Source organism: Pseudogracilibacillus sp. SE30717A, from assembly GCF_037071985.1.
In the GTDB taxonomy this organism is placed as follows: Bacteria; Bacillota; Bacilli; order Bacillales; family Amphibacillaceae; genus Pseudogracilibacillus.
Window position 1 is genome coordinate 384,667 of sequence record NZ_JAXHDF010000002.1, and the last position, 23,529, is coordinate 408,195.

At 35.6% G+C, this 23,529-nt stretch carries 23 protein-coding genes and 1 pseudogene; 4 read left to right on the forward strand and 20 right to left on the reverse strand.

Translation table 11 applies throughout. The features are described from left to right. Nucleotides 1-25: 25 nt before the first annotated feature. From SPD48_RS04720 to SPD48_RS04760, 9 genes are all read right to left on the reverse strand, one after another. Complete coding sequence (locus tag SPD48_RS04720; protein ID WP_336256909.1) at nt 26-367, reverse strand: hypothetical protein; 342 nt, start codon at nt 365-367, stop codon at nt 26-28. Nucleotides 368-675: 308 nt separating this feature from the next. Next, nucleotides 676-1,017, reverse strand: coding sequence for a hypothetical protein (locus tag SPD48_RS04725; RefSeq protein ID WP_336256910.1), 342 nt, complete (start codon nt 1,015-1,017; stop codon nt 676-678). Beyond that, on the reverse strand, nt 1,007-1,699 hold the full coding sequence (locus SPD48_RS04730; protein ID WP_336256911.1) for a hypothetical protein: 693 nt from the start codon (nt 1,697-1,699) through the stop codon (nt 1,007-1,009). The genes SPD48_RS04725 and SPD48_RS04730 overlap by 11 nt, the downstream gene beginning before the upstream one ends. Before the next feature lie 319 nt (nt 1,700-2,018). Continuing rightward, a complete protein-coding gene (locus SPD48_RS04735) occupies nt 2,019-2,309 on the reverse strand; it encodes a hypothetical protein (protein WP_336256912.1) in 291 nt (96 codons plus the stop codon). A 15-nt stretch (nt 2,310-2,324) separates the two neighbouring features. Further along, nucleotides 2,325-4,022: a hypothetical protein gene (locus tag SPD48_RS04740; RefSeq protein WP_336256913.1), complete on the reverse strand. Its 1,698-nt coding sequence runs from the start codon at nt 4,020-4,022 to the stop codon at nt 2,325-2,327. After that, nucleotides 4,022-4,327 carry a hypothetical protein gene (locus SPD48_RS04745; protein ID WP_336256914.1) on the reverse strand — a complete coding sequence of 102 codons (306 nt, stop codon included), beginning with the start codon at nt 4,325-4,327 and terminating at the stop codon, nt 4,022-4,024. The genes SPD48_RS04740 and SPD48_RS04745 overlap by 1 nt, the downstream gene beginning before the upstream one ends. A 23-nt stretch (nt 4,328-4,350) precedes the next feature. After that, on the reverse strand, nt 4,351-4,578 hold the full coding sequence (locus SPD48_RS04750) for a hypothetical protein (RefSeq protein ID WP_336256915.1): 228 nt from the start codon (nt 4,576-4,578) through the stop codon (nt 4,351-4,353). Then, nucleotides 4,578-5,267: a DUF4176 domain-containing protein gene (locus tag SPD48_RS04755; RefSeq protein ID WP_336256916.1), complete on the reverse strand. Its 690-nt coding sequence runs from the start codon at nt 5,265-5,267 to the stop codon at nt 4,578-4,580. Before SPD48_RS04755 ends, SPD48_RS04750 begins: the two co-directional genes overlap by 1 nt. 250 nt (nt 5,268-5,517) lie before the next feature. Further along, on the reverse strand, nt 5,518-7,815 hold the full coding sequence (locus tag SPD48_RS04760; RefSeq protein WP_336256917.1) for a 5'-nucleotidase C-terminal domain-containing protein: 2,298 nt from the start codon (nt 7,813-7,815) through the stop codon (nt 5,518-5,520). A gap of 611 nt (nt 7,816-8,426) precedes the next feature. Between SPD48_RS04760 and SPD48_RS04765 the strand changes: the two genes are divergently transcribed. After that, entirely contained in the window at nt 8,427-8,837 is a 411-nt protein-coding gene (locus SPD48_RS04765; RefSeq protein ID WP_336256918.1) for a hypothetical protein, read from the forward strand. 559 nt (nt 8,838-9,396) lie between these two features. On the opposite strand, the gene SPD48_RS04770 is transcribed toward SPD48_RS04765, so the two are convergent. Then, nucleotides 9,397-10,581 (reverse strand): DUF4317 domain-containing protein, encoded by a 1,185-nt coding sequence (locus tag SPD48_RS04770; protein WP_336256919.1) that lies wholly within the window; start codon nt 10,579-10,581, stop codon nt 9,397-9,399. Between the two features lie 217 nt (nt 10,582-10,798). On the opposite strand from SPD48_RS04770, the pseudogene SPD48_RS04775 reads away from it, so the two are divergent. Beyond that, nucleotides 10,799-11,257, forward strand: a pseudogene (locus tag SPD48_RS04775) (DUF2262 domain-containing protein). 229 nt (nt 11,258-11,486) lie between these two features. Here the strand turns inward: SPD48_RS04775 and SPD48_RS04780 are convergent. Continuing rightward, nucleotides 11,487-12,182 carry an AIM24 family protein gene (locus SPD48_RS04780; RefSeq protein WP_336256920.1) on the reverse strand — a complete coding sequence of 232 codons (696 nt, stop codon included), beginning with the start codon at nt 12,180-12,182 and terminating at the stop codon, nt 11,487-11,489. A 260-nt stretch (nt 12,183-12,442) separates the two neighbouring features. On the opposite strand from SPD48_RS04780, the gene SPD48_RS04785 reads away from it, so the two are divergent. Continuing rightward, nucleotides 12,443-12,868: a MaoC family dehydratase gene (locus SPD48_RS04785; RefSeq protein ID WP_336256921.1), complete on the forward strand. Its 426-nt coding sequence runs from the start codon at nt 12,443-12,445 to the stop codon at nt 12,866-12,868. Nucleotides 12,869-12,938: 70 nt separating this feature from the next. Here SPD48_RS04785 and SPD48_RS04790 read toward each other — a convergent pair whose 3' ends face one another. From SPD48_RS04790 to SPD48_RS04800, 3 genes are all read right to left on the reverse strand, one after another. Then, nucleotides 12,939-13,181 (reverse strand): hexameric tyrosine-coordinated heme protein, encoded by a 243-nt coding sequence (locus SPD48_RS04790; RefSeq protein ID WP_336256922.1) that lies wholly within the window; start codon nt 13,179-13,181, stop codon nt 12,939-12,941. Between the two features lie 271 nt (nt 13,182-13,452). Beyond that, nucleotides 13,453-15,261, reverse strand: a complete 1,809-nt coding sequence (locus SPD48_RS04795) for a YhgE/Pip domain-containing protein (RefSeq protein ID WP_336256923.1) — start codon at nt 15,259-15,261, stop codon at nt 13,453-13,455. 66 nt (nt 15,262-15,327) lie between these two features. Further along, a complete protein-coding gene (locus tag SPD48_RS04800) occupies nt 15,328-17,385 on the reverse strand; it encodes an efflux RND transporter permease subunit (RefSeq protein WP_336256924.1) in 2,058 nt (685 codons plus the stop codon). Nucleotides 17,386-17,711: 326 nt separating this feature from the next. Here SPD48_RS04800 and SPD48_RS04805 point away from each other — a divergent pair, with 326 nt between their 5' ends. Then, entirely contained in the window at nt 17,712-18,233 is a 522-nt protein-coding gene (locus tag SPD48_RS04805) for a TetR/AcrR family transcriptional regulator (protein ID WP_336256925.1), read from the forward strand. A gap of 196 nt (nt 18,234-18,429) precedes the next feature. Here the strand turns inward: SPD48_RS04805 and SPD48_RS04810 are convergent, their stop codons facing one another. From SPD48_RS04810 to SPD48_RS04835, 6 genes are all read right to left on the reverse strand, one after another. Continuing rightward, nucleotides 18,430-18,741 carry a hypothetical protein gene (locus tag SPD48_RS04810; RefSeq protein WP_336256926.1) on the reverse strand — a complete coding sequence of 104 codons (312 nt, stop codon included), beginning with the start codon at nt 18,739-18,741 and terminating at the stop codon, nt 18,430-18,432. 81 nt (nt 18,742-18,822) lie between these two features. Then, entirely contained in the window at nt 18,823-19,224 is a 402-nt protein-coding gene (locus tag SPD48_RS04815) for an RDD family protein (protein WP_336256927.1), read from the reverse strand. Nucleotides 19,225-19,416: 192 nt separating this feature from the next. After that, entirely contained in the window at nt 19,417-19,839 is a 423-nt protein-coding gene (locus SPD48_RS04820; RefSeq protein ID WP_336256928.1) for a VanZ family protein, read from the reverse strand. 290 nt (nt 19,840-20,129) lie between these two features. Beyond that, nucleotides 20,130-21,278, reverse strand: a complete 1,149-nt coding sequence (gene menC / locus SPD48_RS04825) for an o-succinylbenzoate synthase (protein ID WP_442962106.1) — start codon at nt 21,276-21,278, stop codon at nt 20,130-20,132. Then, nucleotides 21,262-22,056, reverse strand: a complete 795-nt coding sequence (locus SPD48_RS04830; RefSeq protein ID WP_336256929.1) for a GNAT family N-acetyltransferase — start codon at nt 22,054-22,056, stop codon at nt 21,262-21,264. The genes menC and SPD48_RS04830 overlap by 17 nt, the downstream gene beginning before the upstream one ends. A 6-nt stretch (nt 22,057-22,062) precedes the next feature. Then, nucleotides 22,063-23,199 carry a M20 peptidase aminoacylase family protein gene (locus SPD48_RS04835; RefSeq protein WP_336256930.1) on the reverse strand — a complete coding sequence of 379 codons (1,137 nt, stop codon included), beginning with the start codon at nt 23,197-23,199 and terminating at the stop codon, nt 22,063-22,065. Between the last annotated feature and the right edge of the window lie 330 nt (nt 23,200-23,529).

Here is a 23,529-nt window from a genome sequence, read left to right on the forward strand (position 1 = left end):
AAGATGATGTAATTCGACTTTACTTTCAACACCATCTTTTACTACATACGGTCCCTTTACCTTTTGCCATTAGTTGTTGATTGGTTAAACCATTTGAGCTTGGGTCTTTTGGAACGTAATTTTTATCTATGTCAATTTGATAAACTCTCCTAGATACATCTACATCTTTTCCTGATACTTTAACCGTTCCCTTAACTTCAACAGCATTATATCTATCAGGTAACCAGTCTAAATCTACCTTTTCGGAAGATACCTTCGTAGATTTAAGCCTTGTAAATGAAGGTGCAATAGTACCCGTACCCTTACTTCCTACTCCATCACCCTTTACCGCAAACAGCTGCGGTCGTATTTCACTCAGTGATTTCATTTCCACTCCAACTAAAGTGATATCTGAAGGTCCTGTTGAAAATTTTTCTTTATAAAACACAGGGAATTTTACATTACAAGCCTTGCCAACGCCGTGTCAATTTTTCCTTGAATAAACTCCTTGCTGTAAGAGGATTTATAAACCTTTGCTTTTCCCGGTCCCTTAATCCTCCCCGTCAAAAGAGGTGAGGATTAATTGTTCAGATGAATATACTTATCCATACTTTTATAGAAGTAACGATTACTTGAATATGATTAAAAAACTGCACCTTTAGCCTCTCAACCCAAAGATGCAGTGATATTTCTCTCTTATTTCCAGCCATGAAACTCCAAAAATTTATCCGGAATTCGTAGCTCAATTTGTTGTTCTAACTCTTGCAAAAATACATCCATATCTGCTGTATCGTACCACTGTTGGCTGTTTTCTAAATCAATTCCATATTTTCCTTGAATAATACTACACCCAATGCTCCCTCGATCATAACTAAAGTTGATTATATAATAATTATACAAATCAAAAATAATATTAAATGCTATATATGGTTCATCCATCATATTATAAACTGAGTAAGTCCCAATTTTGTTATTAAAATAATTCGATAACTTTTGTATTATTTCATCAGATATAGTATCACTATTTTTATTTTGCAATTAATACCTCTCCCTTTTTCTTTAGTGTTTTATACCCATATTTCTCTTGTAAATACTCCCATTCTTTTCGTAAATAACTAGTCTTATATTCATCTATTCTCGGATCATGTGAAAACCTAATCTCTTTCCCTCCTGCAACTGCATCATCCAACACTGGTTTATTAAATAGATCAAACATATCATCATCTGTTAAATTATATTTTTTTTGAATTTTACTCCAATCATCTCCAAGATCAAAGTAGGTTGAATCCTTTCCTGCCTTCGCTATATAAGAATCAGGTCCGGCTAGTCCCCAATTGGGAACACCATCTTCTATTGTAGGAGTGTATTTTCCAAGTGTTAATGAATCACTATCTACATTATGAACTGAATCTGCTCTTATCTTTTTGAAATCCTCGACAGGTACTTTGTCATCGACCTTCCCATTGACAATTTTTATACCGTCTATCTGGTCAAACGCGTGCGCAGTTTCCTTAGATATTTCACTACCTTTCCCTTCCTTTACCTTCGCCTTCCCCGGTCCTTTTAATCCAGCTCCGCCTTTAACCACTTTTATGCCAAAGGAAGCAGGGATCAATACCGTTAATGCGTTGCCTGTTAAATAAGCGATTCCTTCCGTTTCGACTGTATCACTTACTGATTGAGCGGCTAATTCTAACATACTTATAGGATTTTCAATCAATTGTATCGATGTTTCTTTAATTTGGTTGTCATATACTTGTAAACCTATGATTTTTCCTATGTATACCGCTGATACGGATTACATATTAGATTTGTAGGGGGACATATGCAAAAAAAGAAGAGAAAAAAACAGGTCAATCCTTGTAGGATGTGACCATAATTAACCTGTTTAATTTAACGTGTTTGCTTTGCCTAGTTTATAAGATTCCAATCACTGTTGTGCGTACAATTGAATTGTAAATATTTTTTTATAGTATTATCTGGTTTAACTATTTTATTGGTTGGATGATTAATTTATTCAGCACTGGGTAACATATTTTTTAAGTAAAAATATCTTTAAGCATATTCTCGGCCTTATCCATTTCACCAAGCACTGGATTCATATAATCACTGTACGATTCTAAATATGCCCTTACTGAACCACTGATCTTGAACATGTCCTTTTTTAGGTCTTCAATATTACTGCTCTCTAAGATATCAATAGCATGTTGATAACGTGAAATAATCATTTCGAGCATGGGTGTAGGTTGTGTAATATACTGCTCCTTTAAAAGAGCTAGTACCTTTCTTAACTGTATAAGTAACCTATCCTGCTTTTCATCTTTTGACATACCTTTTCCCCTTCCTTATCTGCTTGGGACTTCCCTAATTTCTTTTATCCATTCATTTGGCCAATTCTGTGGTAGCAAAATTTGATCGCCTCCTCCTTTAAAAACCGTACCCGTCTGAGTCATTTGTTGCTCTACTTTACCGATATTTAATTCTGTACCTTTGGGTATTTCAATAACTGCCTCATACTGTCTACTATTCTTCCACTCCGGCAAAAGAGCGGAATCTATTTTACTTGTTATTCTGTTTGGGGCAGGTACCGTAGTAGCGAAAGCCCCATCCACTCCTGCCCTACCACCGAAAGTACGGTATACCATAATACTTTCATTCGTGATAACCGTTCTATATTGGCCATCTGTATATGTATTTTTAAGCCATGATGGTAGTACCACTTGTTCCTTAATAGTTACCTTGTCATCAATTGCTGTAGCATATTTAGGGTTAATCTCCGGTACACCTTTAACCGTACCCTTAGTACCCTTAACTTCTACTCCAACACCCTTCCCCTTAAACATTTGTGGTTGCACTTCACTAAGTGATTTCATTTCCACTCCAACTGAAGTGATATCTGAAGGACCTGTTGAAAGTTTTTCTTTATAAAATACGGGAACTTTTACATTACCAAGGCCTGCTAATGCTGTGTCAATTTTTCCTTGAATAAACTCCTTGCTGTAAGGGGATTTATCAACCTTCGCTTTTCCCGGACCCTTTATTCCAGCTCCGCCTTTAACCGCTTTTATGCCAAAGGAAGCAGGGATCAATACCGTTAATGCGTTGCCTGTTAAATAAGCGATTCCTTCCGTTTCGACTGTATCACTGACAGATTGAGCGGCTAATTCTAACATACTCATAGGGTTTTGAATCAATTGTATCGCAATTTCTTTATAGCCTTCAAATGTTTCATCGGCTTTTGTCTTTATCAGTTCAGGTTCAATTGGATCGGGGATTATTGCGGATAAACCGACGATACCGACATCTCCTGCAATGGTGACTAATCCAGTAACCATACCGATCACGCTATCAGCAAACCCTCTTAAAATATCAACTTGAACCTGATAGAAAGCAGTGTCTTTTTCTACAAGCCCTTCGAAAAAACCTGTATATTTTTTCTTCACAGTAGAGGCCAACTTTTTATATGCATCGTCCGTATTTTCAAATGGTTTGACTTTGGAGTTATACAGATCCCAAAGAACCTCCATTTTGTTCTCTAACTTCCTCTGCGTGTGCTGGATATTCTCTTGGATGTTCCCCATTTGCTTTCTATTGAAATTACTCGCTTCTACCTCAGCATCACTCGGTTTATCAAGTAAGCCAAATAAGAAAGAATTGGGCGGTTTATGGCTAGTGATTAAAGCATTTGTTACATTACCAGTATATCCGATATTAATTTGTTGTAAATTAACCCAAATATTATTCCGACTCACTCGCATCATGGTGTCTCTAGATAGAGGAGAAATATAAGCTGTAGTATCGGAAACATAATTTTTGAACAAAGAGTGAAGATCACCCACTTGTTCCTGATATCGTTTTATTTCGTCCTTTGAAGTACGTACATGTTCATCCCATGCTTCAATACTTTTTCCTTCATTTATTTTAACTAAAGCAGATATATCTACAAGAGCATTTTCCATGGTTTGTAGGGCTTTTTTATACGTGTTAAGTTCGTCAATAATATCATCAAGTATTCCATAATTTATCTTTAAATCCCGTTTCATCACGGATTACCTCCTATCGCTTCTGCCACCTCCTCATCAAGTTTTTTCATAATATCAAAAATGGTTTTACCTTCTTGATAAATCATTTCCATCTGATTAATCAAGTCTTCGTTTACATCATCGTTCATACTATTCAATACTGCATCCACCTTGGATACAAAATCAGAATTGAATCCAGCTAAACGGTCTTGTGTGCTTGATCGAAATGTGGTTGAATAATTCTTAAAGTCATCAATGCCGTTTCGTAACTGATCAAGAGTGTTTTCTAAACTGTTTAAATCAAGTTTAATTTGCTGTTCTTGCATCTTTGATTGCACCTCCTGTCAAACTAACGAAAATGTACCGATTGAACATCTGCGATTAATCTATCTAATTCACTAACCATTTCATTGACAACCGTTTCCATCTCTTCCCCAACCGATGCATTTTCTAAGTCCATATCAGCAAAGTTTTTCTTGATCACACGTTGTGCCTCTTGTAACTGTTGTACAATCCCTCGTTCCCATCCTTTACCATTAACCAACCCACGACAGAAATTATAATCGTACAAAGCCACTACTCTTCACCTACTTTTTGTTTCATCTCTTCGTCAACCCTCTTCATGTCATCTTGTGAAAACTCAATTGAATTCAAATTTTTATCGACGATAAATTCTTCTTTTATTAGATAAACAAAGGCATCCTCTATGTTGTCCGTAAATCCACGATGAACAACCCTTTTAATCAATGGTTTCGTAAAATAAACTTTCGCTTCCTTTGTCATTTCACCGATTGGGTAAATAATTCCTCCATAAGGAAAATAACTATTGTACCCGGTTGGAGCAATAAACCTTTCAGTAATAACTACTTTGGTTGGTTCTTCAGACTGCTCGCTCGGTTTGAAATAAGTTGGATTTAATTCCACAACAGTTCCAAGAGGCAAAACTTCTCTAGTAATTTCAATAACAAAGGACAGAAGTTCAACGAAGACATCTTCATGTAGTTCAAACTGTTTAGTAGAAAACGCTATAGAATGAGTCGTTCCGTCATAATGATAAGTAATGATATCTTGCTGATGGTGCAAATCAATAGATGAAAGCTTTTGCTTATACGCTTGGTGTAAATGGTTAAAAAGCTGATTATCTTCTGCATATTTGGAAAAAAATTCTTTTATAATGGGAATGGATTCCGCATCTAAGTCTTGACTTCGTGTCTGAATAATTTGCTCTACTTTTTTTAAAGCAAGATCTATTACCTTTTGTTTCATATCCTACTCCTCTTTTCTTCCTAACTAAAAGCTTCTTTTAAGACAAAATTTGCTAATAATAATTAAAAATGGAAATTCATTACATACCTTACTATAACACCATCAAACTGTTGTTTCATGAGGATTAGGACGTGGCAAAAATGGAACAGGAATCGAGTGAGTTAGCATGAAAATATAGGAATAATTTACCGTATTGGCGCATAAAAAACCTGCAGATAGATTTTTCATCATTTCTGCAGGTTAGTATAATTTAGTTTATGATACGACGTCTAATTAGATATATTGCCGTTCCAAATACTACCAACAACGTCCCGATTAGTAACGTAGTATAAATAGTAGTAGCAGTACTCGGTAATTTTTTACCAGACTTATCTTCATCCGTTCCTTTCTGGCCATTCCCTCCGTCTGTTGAATCTTTTCCAGGTTCTTTAGGGTCTTCACCTGGGTCACCATTTGGATCTTCATCCGGTTTTTGCGGATCTCCTGGTGGGTCTTTTGGATCTCCTCCTGGCTTGTCAGGATCTGGGGCACCAGGTTCTACTGGACCAGGGTTTGGATTCGGATTTGGATTTGGATTTGGATTTGGATCTGGGTCTATTGGATCCTCGGCGATATTGGTTATCCGCCCTTCACGAACGGGGTCAACAATTCCATTTAAATATTTTTCTTCCACCATATAATTACGTAGTTGTTCCCAATCAATTTCACCGATGTTTGTTACACGACCATCTGCATAAATTTTTGCAAATGTTTCAAATCCGTCCCCGCCTTGTGCAGTAAACTGGTTCGTTGTAATTAAATACTCGTTTTCTTTCTCAATTTCAACATATTTTTCTCCATCTTTAATCTCCATCTTTATTATTCGACTGCCTGGTTCCTTATTGCTGTCGTAAGTGAACCTCATACCAGAAACATGTAAAAATCCACCACTCTCATTTGGAGCTTGATTTACACCATGTTCCAATATTTCTTTTAACTCAGCCCCAGTTACTGTGGCTACAACTGGATCATTTCCAAATGGGAGTACAGCAATAATTTCACCGACTGTAATTGGTCCTTTGTCTATCGGAGCCCGGATTCCACCTCCATTTTGGAGAGCAATAACAGTTTCCGGGAATTTCTCTTTCGCTTTTGCTAACATTGCATCTGTTACAAGGTTGCCAAGTTCTGTTTCGTTTGCCCGAACACTATCATTATTACCATCAGTTAGACGAGGGTTTGGCAAATCTTTTAACGCTACCGCCCCACTCGATTCATTTATGACACTATCAACCTTTTCTTTAAAAGGTTTCAATACTTCCGTCGCTTCGGAATCTTCATCAAAATCTGCACCTTCGATTAGTTTTCCATTATGTTCTGTAACTACACCATCTTCGTCAAAAGTGACATCGAGTTTTCCAAGGTTTTCCGCATATTGTCCAGCTTGAACGACAATGGTCGGATCCTTTTCATTGCCCTCGGCATCGGTTGTTACAACAGTTGGTTCTGGTAACTTTGTATGCGAATGCCCACCAACAATGACATCGATTCCATCCACTTTTGCAAGTAACAGATCATTTCCGACGGCTGGATTACTATCATATCCTATATGAGTTACGGCGATTACTTTATTAATGCCAGCATCTTCGAACATTTGCACTGCTTCTTTTGCTGTTGTTAAATAATTGTTAAATTTTACACTCATTGGACTAGCTATATTGATGGTATCTTCTGTCGTTAAACCAAAAATCCCAACTTTTTCTCCATCAATTTCTTTTACAATACTATGATAGGTTTGTCCACCTGTTGCATTTTCGACCAATGTATCGGGATTAACAAGGCCTTTCATGAATGGATCTTGAGAAAAGTCAATATTTGATCCAAGGATTGGAAAATTAGCCCCTTGTACAAATTCGGACAAAGATTTGTGTCCACCTTCATTTGAACCAAGGTCAAATTCATGATTTCCATATACCATCGCATCAAATCCCATTAGGTTCATTAAAACTAAGTCTGCTTTTCCTCTATATTCGTTAAAATATAAGGTTCCAGAAAAAATATCCCCGGCATGAAATAAAAGTGTATTGTCTTTTTCGGCACGAACATTTTTAATGGCTGCTAGTATTTTCGGCATCGCTTCAACATGTGCATGCGTGTCATTCATATGCATGATTGTTACATCAAATCCATCAGTTGTTTCTTCGTCTGTATCCTCTAATATATTTTCTTCTTCAATTAGATTCACATCTAGTTCATTTTGAGAAGGATCTTCCGATTTTCCCTCTTCAATTGTACCTACCTCTTGTTCGGAATCAGTCGATTCTTCATACTGAACTTCTTCATTGGATTTAGGAACCTCATTTTGTTCAAATCCTTCTTCTAGTTCAGTAGATTCTTCTTTCTCCTCTTCTTCACCCTCTATTAAAAAGGCATCCTCTTGCTCATTGCTAGTCAGTTGATCTGTGTGAAATTCTTCCCCAGCCACCGATTGAATCGGCGAAATTGAGAACAATAGTAACAAGAATAACATTATTTTTACCATTGTTCGTTGAAACACCTTGTTTTTCACTAATTTTTCCTCCTTATTTTTCGATACTATATACAGGCTAAGGATCAGATTAGTCGAATTTCCCTATGTATTGGAAAATATGAAACAACATAATTATGTAAACAATTCTCCCAATCTTCCTTTTAACTGTTATTTCAACAAGTCCACTCGTAATTCCTGCATGTTTTACAAAAAGCATCAATTTATATGATTTAATATAATTAATTATCTAATCGGACATTTTGCAAATAGAAAAACATACAAACCCTCTCATATCAGCAAATAAAATGTACGATTGTTATTATTTTCATACATTAAAAGGGGGTTTTACCCATTTAGAAAATACTGTATTATAAGGTGATAGAATACAGCATTATTATTCTAGGGGTACTTTGATCATCAAAATTTTGAAAACAAGAGGTTAAAGGTTTACGTGAATCAAGACAGCAAAAAATACTGATTTACCAATTAATGATTTAACCTTTAGCTTGCCAAAGGAAAAAGGTAAATACGATATTGAAATGGAACTTTTTTCAGATAAAGGTAGTGCTAAATATGCTCGGGAATAATATAATCAAGTAATACCTCGACAATGTGAATGTGCAATTTTCACAAAAATATAGGAGGTTAAAATGGATAAAGAGTTGAAAGTAATATTGTGTATCCTTTTTGTTTTATTGGGTTTTTTCGTAGTGATGTGGCTAAGATTTGCAGTATTTATAGTCAGTCCTGATAATTCATTTGCAAAACAAGACATTCTGATTTCCCCATTATATTTGGGTTATTTAATCACCTTTGCTAGCGCGCCTATCGCCTATTTATTGGGTATGGATAAGTCAACAAAGAATAAATACAGGATATGGGGAATTGCTATAATGTTGCCAATCTCCCTACCCCTATCTTATTCATTAGGTATAACATATTCTTTTATTGTTAGAAGTCCTTGGGGAACATTGCTGATGTTATATATATTTCCGCTGGTATTTATTGTGGGGGTTATTTTGCTGTTGGTTGGCATTTTTAAGAAAGAGGAAATAAAATAATTTTTTATAATATACCGCCAATCGGAGTGCAATTGCATAATAATGGTTGGCTTTAATCAGATTAGATTGTAAGGATCATAAGTGGGTATCTGGGGCTAATATTAGCGGAATAAGTTTACCACCAACAAAACATGCTTTGTTGGTGGTAAACCTTCAGAAAAAAATTGTTCTTATGGCTCTTTTCATATAAGAATGGACAAATACAACACTTTAAGGTAACAATATTGTTCTATGAACCGCTAATTGAAACGGAACCACGGACCAATCCAGCTGTTCCGACTATGAAATAATTAGATGGGACTACTTTTGCTCTGCCAGTATTACGTCCCTTCCCTCTTTGGCTAACCACAAGAACTGTCGGCTTTGTTCCCACCATTTATTATGTCAATATCGCTATCAATAAGGATAAATTAGTAATCGTTTTTAAAGCAACAAGATCAAGTAGCAAGGCTTTTTAAATGGTGCAAGCACTCGAACCTGATACGTAAAATACACTTTGTTTTTGATTGAGCTAAAAAAAAGGAGTACTTTTACAATAAGGGGAGCGTTCAAAATTAGACTAATCTTCCTGATCGTTAACATACATTGCTTCCGGGATCATTTCGAATCCTTCAATGACCGTGTTTTCTTCTACCTCAATCATAAGACACAGTTTACCATCTACCTGGACTTGTCTTACATACTTCAAATCTTGCGGGCTCACTTTAATTTCTGCTACTTTCGTCTTGATTTTAATTGACTTCGAGTTGTATTTTGGTAAAACATTACTTGCTTTTAACTCATAAGCCTTATCATCAATAACCGTCTCAAATGCAGACTCGACTTCTTCCCTCTCCACATGTTCAACACCACTTATTTTTAACACATTTTCGACATCTCGATAGTCTAGTGTTGGGGGCTCCTCTTCTTCATTTTCCTCAACTACCCGATGAATTTCTTCATATACATTTGACAGAGTTGCTGTATTAATCTGGTCTCCCGCTACTTTTTTCACGATTTCCTCAAATACAATTTTATCTTCTTGTGCTGTCATCGTATCTTCTGCATTTAATACTTCTTCGATAAAATGGTAGTCCAATTCATATGCTTTTCCTGCTGAATAGAGGACATGATTCACATCAGACGTATTATCAGTAAAGCAAGGGAATAAAAACCCCGACGTTGGAGCTTTCAAATTAATAATCGGGTCGACGACAACATTGTATTTAAATTCTTTTTCCACATAATCAAACATTAATTCATTTTTCGGATCTTGTGTCTTATTGATACTGCATAAAATAAAGTTATGTGCAAAAACAGTATCTCGTTCATGTTCGTCCGTTTCCTCACTTTGTAGTTTCTTTGGCCGCATATATTCACCGCGAATAAACGTAACGACAATATCCATTTCGTATTGCTTATCTTCCAGCATTTTTTCCACGAGCAACAGCATTTGCGCTTTCCATTCTTCGGTATCTGAACTTAAAAGACCTTGATGTAAAATGAGCTGGCTACTATTTTCTATTTCTCTATTAAACTTTAATTCAAATAGTTTCTGATCTAGTTGACCAGAGAGCACTTTTTTAAAATTGGCCATAAATAGCTCTTTCTGTTCCTCTTCTAATAAATCAAATGGCATGCTTTCCTGATGATAAATCTCACTTGATTCTTTCATTATATAAACATTAAAAATTTCTTTTATCGTTAATAAATCATTATTTAGTTTAAGTTGTCTACGAAAATGTGCGATATCTTTTTTATTCAACCGTCCCACTCCTATTTAAAAATCTATTAAAACACATCCTTCATTTTAACATATATTAAAGTGATAGACTGTAAGACGCCATTGGAATTCGTTAAAAATACCTAATCCATATGGAAACTAGTATAATAGTTCAATAGAGTTATTTGGATAAACCATTTTTATGTTCTGTTTTTAGTAATTATTAAAGTTTTATTAAGAATATAGAGGTATTAAATAGATGGAAACAACTATCAAAAGTGAACGAATGGGAGTATTCTCTTATAACGAGACCAGTAAATCATTTGAAATATATAAAGAGAAAATAAATTGGCAATTAGAAGTAAGTAGTGATTCAATTGATGTGCATGAAATGGTCAAGGAGGCAGAGAAGCTCTTTAATTCTTTAGAAGAATTTGATCAAAAGGCACGAATCGCTATTTCTGAGAATTTAATTACGTATAAAAATGATTTTTGGCCTGAATATGATGAGAACGATATCAACCTTAACTGAGATGATGTAGAATCTGGTAAATATGATGTAACAAAAAATGAATTTGCCAATCGAATCACGCTATATCACATTCGAATTAGAACAAAAGAAATATATTGTGAATATGGGGACGGCGATTTATTTGGCGGACATCTGATTCATGCGTATTTTAATAATGATTACGAATTAGTGAAAGTCAATGTATAGCTAAAAGAATCCTTTGAGTAATTGGAGAGTGAAAGCGGTAATAGAGTATTTAATTGGAAATCTATCATTCTTTGATCAAGGTCGAAATCTGTTAGGGCATATACTATTTATGCACCAATTGTTTTCTTTAATCTATAGTTGATTACAAGATTAAAGGGGTTTTTAAGTATTTGTCGTGTAACTTAAAAACCCCATCTTCTTAATTTATAATTTAACTTAAAAGTTCTATTTAAGAATTATTATTCGATAAGTATACTTCTTCGAATGGTTGAATAATAACAAAACCATCGCCAGAAAACTTCATCTGAATCGATTCTCCACTCCCGCGCCCAATAAATGTACGCATATTAATATCCGTCTTGAACTCAGGTGTTAAGTTTCCGGACCAAGCAACGGTAGCATTTGGATCAGTAATAACAGGTTCCCCAGGACGAACAACAAGTGTTAACGGTTCAAAATGAGTTGTAATTGCAACTTTTCCCGTTCCTTGCAATGAAACGTTAAATAAGCCTCCAGACATCATCCCGGCAACTTTTCTCATAAATTGAATATCCCATTTGATACTAGGTTCGAATGCTAAAAGATCGTTCCCGTTTACAGTAATCGATTCATTGTTTAAATCGAAGATAATAATCTTTTTCCCTTGATCTGCCAAATACAACTGACCTTTACCAGTCGCTTTCATAAGGGAAGTACCTTCTCCCGTCAGTGCTTTTTTAAACATCTTTCCTAGGCCATGTTCAAGCATTCTTTCCCTTTCAAACTTGATCTCGCCTGTATACGAAACCATAGAACCCATTTTCGCCCAAACAAGATCCGTTAAATTCACTTCCAGAATTCTTGATGTTTCCAATTCAAAAAACTCATTTTGCTCTTCAGCTTGTTTCGTCTGCTCAATAAATTCATTAATAGAATATTTACTCATTTCATTGCTCCTCTGATTTTATATTGTTTTGAATAAGTATACAATATACTGACTGAAATTATAATGTAAATTTTTTTGTTGGTCATTCTTTTTATATTAGTACACAAAATAAGCACAATTAAAATTCATTACGCTTTAAAATATCAAAGGAGACTAAGTATCGAAAATAACTTGGCTAAGAATCATGAATTATTTCATTTGTTTAACTTACTTATAAACGATACATTTAAATGTAGTATTAAAGTATAAGAGGTGTATATATGAAATTCGATGAGTTTATAATTGGGCAAATTTATAAATCGGACATGTGCAAATTGACGAAAGAAGATATTATAGGGTTTGCTGAACAATTTGATCCACAGTATATGCATGTAAATGAAGTAAAAGCAAACGAAAGTAGTTTTAATGGAATTATTGCTTCTGGAATCCATACATTAAGCATTTCCTTTAAACTTTGGGTTGAACTAGGCATCTATGGGGATGATATTATCGCTGGGACTGGAATGAATAACATTAGATTTACAAAACCGGTATATCCCAGCGATAAATTACATGTCACCGCTAAAGTGATCGGTAAGAAAGAATTAAAAAAAGACACTGGAATCGTCACCGTGTTATTGACCACATATAATGATAGAAATGAAAAAGTATTTAAGGGAGACCTTTCGGCACTAATTAGACGATAGAGAATTAGCGCAGAAGGTCCATATTTCTATTTTCGTGTAAAGGACAGATTTTTACGGAACCTTTATACAATTAATAAATTTTCTTTTTCTCTTGCCAATAATTATTTGCAGCAGCAACTGTTTGAAAATTGATCGCAATCACTTCTGAAACAGATATTAAACTATCTGCATCTCTGGAATATTTTGGTCGGAGCTTTTTTCTTATTTGTTCATTTGGCTGCGTATATTCTACCCCTTTTTGTGAAAGAGTGATGGCTAATTCAAACCCTTCTTGAGGTGTATTGGTTGTGAGACTTCTTAGCCATTTCTCCATACTAGTCACCTCCAATTCGTTTAATCATAATATATGCCCAACGAAAAGGGAGGTTCATTATCCAAACAGAAGTCTATTTTCAGTACACTTCGCATGACAGAAACTCATTTGGCATAAAAACGTGCAACACTTCACAAAACGGAAATTCACTTTGTATGGATATAACATCTCGACTTAGTAGACTTTCACAGCCAATTCTTTCAAACAAAAAATCCGAACTGATTCAACGTAATGAATCATTGTTCGGATCTTCATAATGAAAAGGTTTATATTATTCTTTTATAAATAAATCTTTAAATTTCTCCCAAAATCCTTTTTCTTGCTCTTTGGGTGCTTCAGTTGTTTCCGGCTCTTCTTTTTTAATACTCTCCGTTTTTATCACAAATTGGACAGAATTAACTTTGCCGTTTTCAGGTGAAACAAAAGATTCAGCTTCGAAGTCCGATTTATCATATTCAGCAATCATTTCATCAATTTCTTCTGTCATTTGTTTTGGTAAATCTTTCGTAGAATCTTGTAATTTAGTCGTACCATCATGCAGCTCATCAACACCGGTTTCTAACTCACCAGTTCCTTCGGCTATTTTACCAATCCCCTGATGTAAATCTTGATAGGAAGTAGATAATTGTCCTACCCCTTTCGTATACTCAACTAAGCCAGAGTGAAACGTATTATAATTACTGGATAAAAGTTCTAACCCTTCTTTTAATTGTTGTAAGCCATCCATGTCATCCAGAGACGAAAATCCAGTTACAACTGTATCAACGTTTCCGGCCATTTCATCAAGTGAATCAGCTATCGTTTCTAGCGTTGTGTTGACGGCATCAAACCCCGCCTCCACTTGAGCATACGTTCCTTTAACTTCTTGCGCGGCAGCATATGTGTTAATTAATTTATCTACTACCTTTTTATCTGCTCCACTTTGATACAGAGCAGTTATATCGGCCTCTTTTATTTGTTCTGAAGGAATTTTTCCAATCGCACCATCTAATGCGTCATATGCTTTTGCATAATTTTCTTTTAAAGTGGTTAGTCCTTCCCCTGTTTCTCTCAGCCCACTTGCAAGTTGTGAGAGACCTTCAGTGAGTTCTCCAAGATCACTTAAATCAATATCGTCTGCAGTTCCTAAAGCTTGACTCATCGTTTCTAGTGCCTGATCGATTTCATTGGATCCATCGATAAGATCAGAAGATGACTCGTTCAGTTCAGCGATTCCATTTTTATATTGTAATGAACCGTCTTTAAGTTCGACTACCCCGTTATTTAATTCAGAAACACCATTTTTAAGTTCTCCAACACCATCGTTTATGTCAGCGATTGCACCTGTCAATGTTTTCATTTCACTTTTCATATCGTCCACATCTGGTTCATCAATATTCATTGTGGAAGGGACTCCAGTAATATCAATACCATCTAATTCAAAGTCAACGACATTTGCCTCAAGAACAAGTTTCTCTTCACTTTCAGGCATTACCGTAAACGTCACTTGCTTGTTTTTTCCCGCATTTGCAATCATTCCATCTTCCGCTTTTATATTGCTAAAACGCTCCGCATCAAGCGTAAGTGAAATTTGCAGTAAATAGTTTTCGAAAAATCCTAGATCGACTTCTTTATTTTCGGCTGTTTTAATCTGAATTTGTACGGTTCCGTCTTTTCCGGCTAATTCTTCTGGTTCTATCTCTTTTCCATCTAAATAATAGGCAACTGAAACATCCCAAGGTAACGATTCGGTGTCCATATTGCCCTGGTAATAAAATTTGCCTTTATCAGCGGAAAATTCAATTCTATTACCTTTTTGTTCTAGTTCCGATACATCCGTTAAATTTTTTACGCCGGAATAAGATCCATAGTCTATAATCTTACCTGCTTTTTTAATATCGAATGTGTTTACCACGTACACATTTGCACTGTCACCATGTGCAGTTAAGGTTGCATACACTACTTCATCTTTTGTTGACATTTCTCCGTTACCCTCCGTTGCTGCAGCACTACTCTCATTTGCAAATGCTATATTAAGAAATGACGGTGCAACGAGAAGCAAAGCAACTAAGACAAGAACTATTTTTTTCAATCTCTTCATTCATCATTTCTCCTTTAATAAAGTTGGCATATTTTGTTTATTCGCCTTCACAGTAAAAACATTTTATTATTTTCGATAAAAGTTCGCTTTCCACGTCGTTTTTTCTATTACTCTATCAAGCACTAGTAACAAAGCCGGAAGCAGAAACAGAACCATAATAAATGCAAGCAATGCTCCTCGACCAAGTAATAGTCCAATCGCACCTACAATAGGATTTGAAGAGGTAATCCATAATATGAATCCAACACTGGATAAAATCGAAGCTGAGACGGCAATCGAGAATGTTTTTTCGTCGATTGTTTTCTTAACTGCTTCAAAAGCCGGCATTTCTTTGCGCTTCTCTTTATAATCTTCTGTCAGCAAGATTGCGTAATCAACTGTTGCTGCTAGCTGGACTGTACTGATAATCAAATATCCGATATATACTAGCGAAGAATCGGTAAAATAAGGGACCGATAAATTAATCCACACCGATGACTGGATCGTCAAAAGTAATATCACTGGGAACGAAATCGATTTAAATGAAATAAGTAAGACCAATGCGATCGTTACAACGGTAAGTATATTAACGAGCTTATTATCTTTTTGGACAACATTTTTCATGTCATACAATGTCACACTCTCTCCAAGTGCATATTCATTATCTCCATAATAATTTTTTGCTGTCTGTTTTATATCTTCTATTAACCCAAAGGCTACATCACCTTCAAAATCTGTATCTGTATGCAATATAATTCGACTGTAATTCTCGGAATAAAATTGTTCCGTAATTGATTCATCCAAGTATTCTGGTGGAATGGCAGAACTGACTGTATTTACATAAGCAAGAACGCTTGTTACATGATCCATACGTATCAAGTCTTGAACCAATTCTTCTTCTTTTGCGATATCACCTTTTGGCACAAGTAATACTGTCTGCGTATTTTTTCCAAATTCATTATCAATCGTTTGAATATCACTGCCTACACGAGTAGATTCAGGTTGTTCACCGAATCCATAAGTAAAATTATTCTTTCCCTGTGCTAAAAATGCTGGTACGATGAGGAGGACTACGAGAATTAAAACTGGGATTCTATATTTCAACACCCGTTTACCAACATTTTTAAATTTAGGCACAATCGGTTTATGCTGAGTTTTATCGATCCATTTATAAAACATGAGGGTCAAGGCTGGTAAAAATACCATCACACTAATAAAGCTTAACGCAATACCTTTTACCAGATTGATCCCTAAATCCGAACCAATTTCAAATTTCATAAACGATAACGCAATGAACCCAAAAAATGTGGTTGATGCACTAGCAATAATAGCAGGAAAAGACCGTTTCATCGCAAGCCTCATTGCTTCTTTCGGATTAGCAACTTCCTGTCTGTAATCAGAAAAACTATGGAGCAGAAAAATAGCATAATCTAGTGAAACAGCTAATTGCAAAATTGGCGCAACTGATTGAGTGACAAACGAAATTTCGCCAAGAAATATATTTGTACCTAAATTAATTAATACCGACACACCAATTGCTGTCAGGAAAAATACCGGCTCGATCCACGAACTCGTCGAAATAACGAGGATTATTATGATAATTGGCACAAGCAATGCTGCTGCAAACATCGTCTCAGAGAAAGCCATCTTTTGCTGAATGGCAGTATTAAGTGCCTCTCCAGACATTGCATTCTCCTCACCGATCAAATCATAAACAGCATCTGTCACTTCGACTTCATCACCAGAGCGGACACTGAAGGAAAAAAGGGCATTCTTATCTTTATAATATTCTTTCACGATATCTTCATCAGCCATCTCAATTGGTGTTTTCATGTCGATGGCATCGTCTAACCACATTACATCTTCTACTCCATCGATTGCAGTTAGCTTTTCTTTAAAAACGAGTGCTTCCTGAATGGACACATCATGAATCATCACCCGTACATTTGGAACTGATCCATTAAACTCCTCTTCCATCACATCCATTGCTATTGTTGATGGAGCGTCCTTTGGCAAGTAATCTACCATATTATAATTTACAGATACACCAAACTGAATGATGGAACTAAGTAATGCAATAACAAGAAATATAATGGTAACTGATTTTTTATGTTTAATAATTCGTGCTGCAATATCTATTATCATTCACCTCACTTGCAAAAATAAAAAGCGCCCTGTAAGACTATAACTCCAAGCTCAACACAAAGGCAGAAAGACGGATTTAGCGCGAATTTCCGTCTCTATGAAAATTGATAGTAGCTTCTCCAAACAATTCAGTTTCAGAAAAAGCTAGACAAATTTAAAATCTCACTTTACTATTATATAAACACCGTGTTGCTTTTACAACATACAGTTTTATGAAAAACGTACAATTCCCAACAAAGACATTTATTCTGTTGGATTACGTAAAACTTTAAGGGGGAATTCCAATTACTACAGAGAAATTAGATAGAAGAAAAAAGTACACTCGAATGGTATTAAAAGATAGCCTAATGAAATTATTGAAAGAAAAACAAATATCCGCGATTACCGTCAAAGAAATATGCGAATTTGCCGATATTAATCGCTCAACTTTTTATTCTCATTACACTGATCAATTTGACCTACTTCAACAAATCGAGGAGGAATTGATCGAGGATATGAGCATGTATCTAAGCTCGTTTAACTTTGATAAAAAAGACAACACATTAGAAAAGACAGTGAAACTAATAGAATATTTCGCTTCAAAACAAGAAGAATGTCAGACTTTACTGAATGAAAATAGCGACTCCTCTTTTGAAAAAAAAGTAAGCCAAGTCGCCCGGCGTTTTATGATAAAAAATTGGATGGAAATTAAGCCTGTTGATCATGAAAACTCCGAATACTTGAGTGCATTTATCGTTAGCGGCAGCATTCAAGTAATGAAAGTCTGGTTGAACAACGGAATGGATAAGTCACCTCAAGAAATAGCTGAAATTATTACCACTATCATTAATAAAGGAATTTTCGGATAAAATGACAATTAAATCGAAGTTCGTTTACATAATGAAGTTAAAATTAGAGGAAAGAAGCATAAAATAAATGAGGTTGTATATGCTCTTTTTATGGATGGATTGATTCTAGGCTACCTTAAAGCCATGCGGAAGATGAAGATGAGCCGATTTTTAGAGAATAGACTCACCTTCATTTGTATCGGAATTATATTTTTCACTAAGGTGCGAAATCAATTAGACCATTAAATAATAAAATAATTATAATTATCCAATAGATGAAAAAAGACGACGAAAGAATTAAAGAAATAATTGGGATTATATTTTTTTCTGTTTTCTTTCCTAACCCGATAATCGATAAAATTATTCCTACACCCGTTAGGAAAAAGGTGATATTATCCCCTGCTGAACTCCCTATATTTGCTATTCTTGTCGGCGTAATAAAAACAATAAAGAAGCAAATAATTCCAATGAACAATGAAATATAGCTAAGGATCCCGTGCTTCTTTATGGTAGTAGACTCTTTTGCCATAAAACCACCACCTTTCTTAAAAGAGGATGAGGGTATCTATGATGCGAAAGTTCTTCCCAGTTCACACACTTAATAAAGAAATTATTCCTTTTCTATTTCTCTTACTATGGTGTTAGCATAACGATCTTGGGCTAACACTTCTCCTTCCCCTTCCTCAAACCGCTTCGGACTTTTGAGATAAGAAAACGTACTAACGTAATCACGGTAAGCCATCCGCTTCAAAATTTGTTCGGAGCGGAGAGATTCATGTTCATTTTGACTTTCTAGCACTAAGTTCTGATTTTTGTATCCAATTGTTTGTCCGGAATTTTTAAGCTGAGCATATTCTAACGTCCACATGACAATTGTTGGCGTAACGAGAGCATGAAAGGCTTCATTTTTTATTTTCTTTCGTAAGACATACTCCACCCCCGCTGTCACGGCAGATGAGATCATTAGATCGATAGCAAAAGCTTTCAAGCGTTTTTTTGTAATTGCTTTCATTTTATATCCCCTCCAGTTCAACTAAATAACGGTTATAGACTTAGATTGAGTCACTTTATTTTTATAAATAATTAATGTTATTATTACAAATTTCCTTTAATCCAGCAAGGTTGATTTCACTGTTCCAAAATATATGTTAAGAGTAAGATGTTCATTCGATATGAGGAATACAATCACGGTCTTTTAGTTGCATCAATGCATTTTTTTGTACAATAAAAAAGTTGCAGAATAACCGATCCATATGCCAATGAAGTTTAATAAAACATCGTCAATATCAATTGACCTTGTCCCATATCCGGCTAAATGGAGTAAATATTGACCTACTTCAATATAGACAGGGATGTAAATCGAGAAAAATAAGATGGATAATATTCCCATATGCCGGAAATGATTAAATAAGAGGATCCCGATTGGAATAAAAAGTACTATGTTACCTATAAGATTGCTCGTAACAACATATATTGGAGCATAATCATGTAGAAATGCAGTAAAGTATAACCTAATTGTCTTCAATGGAATTAAATTAAATGTAGCATGCAGCTTAGTATCGCTCGGTAAAAGCCACACAAGGTAGATTAAACAAAGTAAGTATGAAATATAAAACAGCCGTTTCACCAAATCAGTCCCTATTTCAATGTACAAAATATCTTATTATTGATGTCTATTACAAGCAATCTGAAAACATGACTGGTTAAGCATATCAATATAAAATGAAGCACATATGATTTTGACTGAAATTAATATAGGTAAACAGCTGCAATATATTCAAATTTGAATTAACAATTAGGAACATACCTCTTTATATTTTAGAAAAATGAAGGCAAAACTAATCATATTTTACCACATCCATTCTTCCGAAAATCATTCCTTTTAAACAAAATCCCCTTCAATACTAAACAATTTCATTAAAACTGAAACACTTTTTCATCTACAGTAAATTCATGAAGGGCTTCCTCGTCAATATCGTACCCGATTCCAGGTTTATCTGGAACAGTGATCACACCATCGTGAACAATTACTTCTGGAGAAATAATATCTTTTTCCCAATAGTTTGATGAACCGGCTGTATCTCCAGGCATCGTAAAGCCACTCAACGTCGTTAAAGCTATATTATGTGCACGGCCTACTCCCGCTTCAAGCATACCGCCGCACCATACATCGATCCCCTGCTTTTGACAATAATCATGGATACGTATTGCTTCAGTCAACCCTCCAACTCGACCTATTTTTATATTAATAATTTTACAACTGCCAAGTTGGATTGCTTTTCTCGTATCTTCAAATGAATGAATGCTTTCGTCAAGGCAAATAGGTGTATCCATATTCGCCTGTAATGTTGCATGGTCAATAATATCATCATGTGCAAGAGGTTGCTCAATCATCATTAGATTTAAATCATCCAGTTGTTTTAAATGGTCTAAATCTGCCAACGTGTACGCTGAATTTGCATCTGCCATAATCGGCGTGTTTGGAAAATGGCTGCGAACTTCTCTGAGAACATCTACATCCCAACCTGGTTTGATTTTAATTTTAATTCGCTTATACCCTGCATCTACATTTTCTTCAATCGTTTCAAGCAGTTGTTTTACAGTCGGTTGGATCCCGATACTCACTCCAACATCAATTACTTTTTTCTCCCCGCCCAATGCATTTGCTAGTGTCATCTTGTTTCGTTTTGCATACAGATCCCAAATAGCTCCCTCTAATGCAGATTTCGCCATTAGATTACGTTTAATTGGTTCAAAAAGAGCAGAAACATCATTCGGATGCTTAATTTCATTTTCTTGTAAAATGGGAATTAAAAAATCCTTCATTACATGTAAATTTGTTTCAACCGTTTCTTCACTATACCAGGGACTGATGAAGGCTACTGACTCACCAAACCCTCGATTCCCCCTGTCATCAAGCACTTCTGTAATGAAAAAATGTCTATCCTGCATCGTACCAAAACTAGTAGTGAATGGGTGTTTTAATCGCATATTCAACTTGCGCAGTCTTATTTGTTTAATCGGTATAGTCACTATTAAAAACCTCCATTTATCTTGTAAAAACATAATAGCTTAACGAACGATCGTTATCCAAAAGTAAATCAGTTGCTTGAAAACCTTCTTCGAATAACTCTTGAAACACGAATCGTGTCTCCATCCGCCACTTTTTTGCGAGTTCAAGATTCATTTGTTTCAATTCTTGAAAATTCTTGGGAATCGCAACGAATAAAACTTCTGCACTGTTCCATTCTGCTCGTTTAAAAAATTCTGTCAACACGGGAACAGAACTTCCATCAGCATCTAACAGCAATTTTTGATTGTCAAAATGATGAGTTGAGTTACGCTTTTCTTCATTTATAAACCATTTAATCTGAATTCGATCAGAAGGCAGCCCTTGATTGAGACCATCGTTCATAATCCCATAATGGTTCGCATCATAGATCGCACCCGTTGCCCGAAGTTTGTGCAAATTTAAATAAGCATTGCGACTTTCGAGTGGATCAAACGTCCATGTGATCATTCTATATCCCAATTTCCGAGCAAGTTCAGCTTGTTTTATTTTCATCTTTTCCCCGATTCCACTTGTCTGATATTCAGGCAAAATACCAAGCATATGTGAACAAAGATAAGCGGTACCTTCATTAAAGCCCGCAAAGCTATACAGGAAGCCAATCAACTTTTCCCCATCAAACGCCCCTAATAAAATGCCACCATTTTGTAACGCTGTAAACGTTTGATGTAACGGAACCGGCTCCATATTCCATACTGCAATTTCTACTTTTTGCACCTCGGCCAGTTCTTCCATAGTTGAAAGAACACGAATTTCTATATGATTACCTTTCACCTTATTTTACCTCTTTTCCACCATGCCTTTAGCCGTGTCAATTAACACTTTTGCTAAAATTTCAACCGCTTTTGGAATACTGTCGTGATTGAACGTCATATGCGGATGATGCAATCCAGGTTTAAGATCGCAACCGATAGCGAGCATCGTCGCTTTCAAATCCGGCCGTTTAATCGTATAAAAATGAAAATCGTCCCCACCAGTCGTCGTAATTATTGGTGCTAAATTTTCTTTTCCAACACTTTTTATAATTCCATTTTCCATCAAGTGTACAGCATCGCTATCAAGAACAGCTGCAGCAACAGATGAGCTGACTTCAAGTTCAATGTTCACTTCATGATAAGAAGCTAACATAGCAGTTATCTGTTTAATTTTATTCGAAAGTAGTTTAATGACTTCATTTGATTGCGCTCGCAGATCAATCGAAAAAGTTGCATTACCGGGAATAATATTAGCACTTTTGCTACCCGCATGAAATGCCGTCAGTTTGGCGGAATGAGAAGTTCTTGGATCAACCTGGATATTACTTATATGCTGATACAATTCCATGCCAACTTGAATCGCGTTTGCGTTCAAATGAGGGCGAGCCCCATGCGCATCATCACCAATTATTTTTCCTTTGATAAATTTTGCTGCTCCATGCCGAATTGCCGGAGCAAACTGCCCATTTCTTAGTTCTTCACTCGGACGAAGGTGCATTCCATATAAGAAATCTACATCGTCAACGATTCCTTTTTCCACAAGGCTAAGTGCTCCTTTCCCTTTTTCTTCTCCAGGCTGGAAAATAAATCGAAATGTCCCCTTCTCAGGCAAGCCTCCCTCAAGTAAAGTCAAAAAAACACCGATCGCAATTGTCATATGCGCATCATGCCCACAAGAATGGTTTGCTTTAAATTCTCCGTCAACTTCCTGCCATAAAGCATCAATGTCTGCTCGTAAAGCAACAACAGGACTTCCGCTTCCAATATCTACAACGAGACCGGTTGAATCATTAAATGTTTTAATTGAACACGGGTATTTTTTTAATAACGATTCGATATAAGAGGTCGTTTCATATTCTTCAAAACTTAATTCTGGATGATCATGCAGATGTTCCCAAACTTCACGTAAAAAAGGGGACAATTTATTGATGATTTCCTCCATCTCCTATCTCGTCTCCTTTCATTCAAATAATTCATTTAAAGATAAAAACTTTTACCAATAATTAAAAGCTTATCACACACCATTTTAGTTAGCAATTCCTCAACGTAAGGGTAACAAGCTATGTGACTGGTCTTTACTCTCCTTTTCATCTGTCTCCCTTTAGCAAATTCAAGTAGACATTTAGCGTAATGATAGTTTATTCTACAATCCTAAAAAGAAATCAGAGCAAATAAAAAAGTACTTCAACTATAAACAATATAAAACACACTCCAGAAGATTGTTAAATACAACTTCAGGAGTGCATACGAAGATTTTTAGTTCAATTTACGG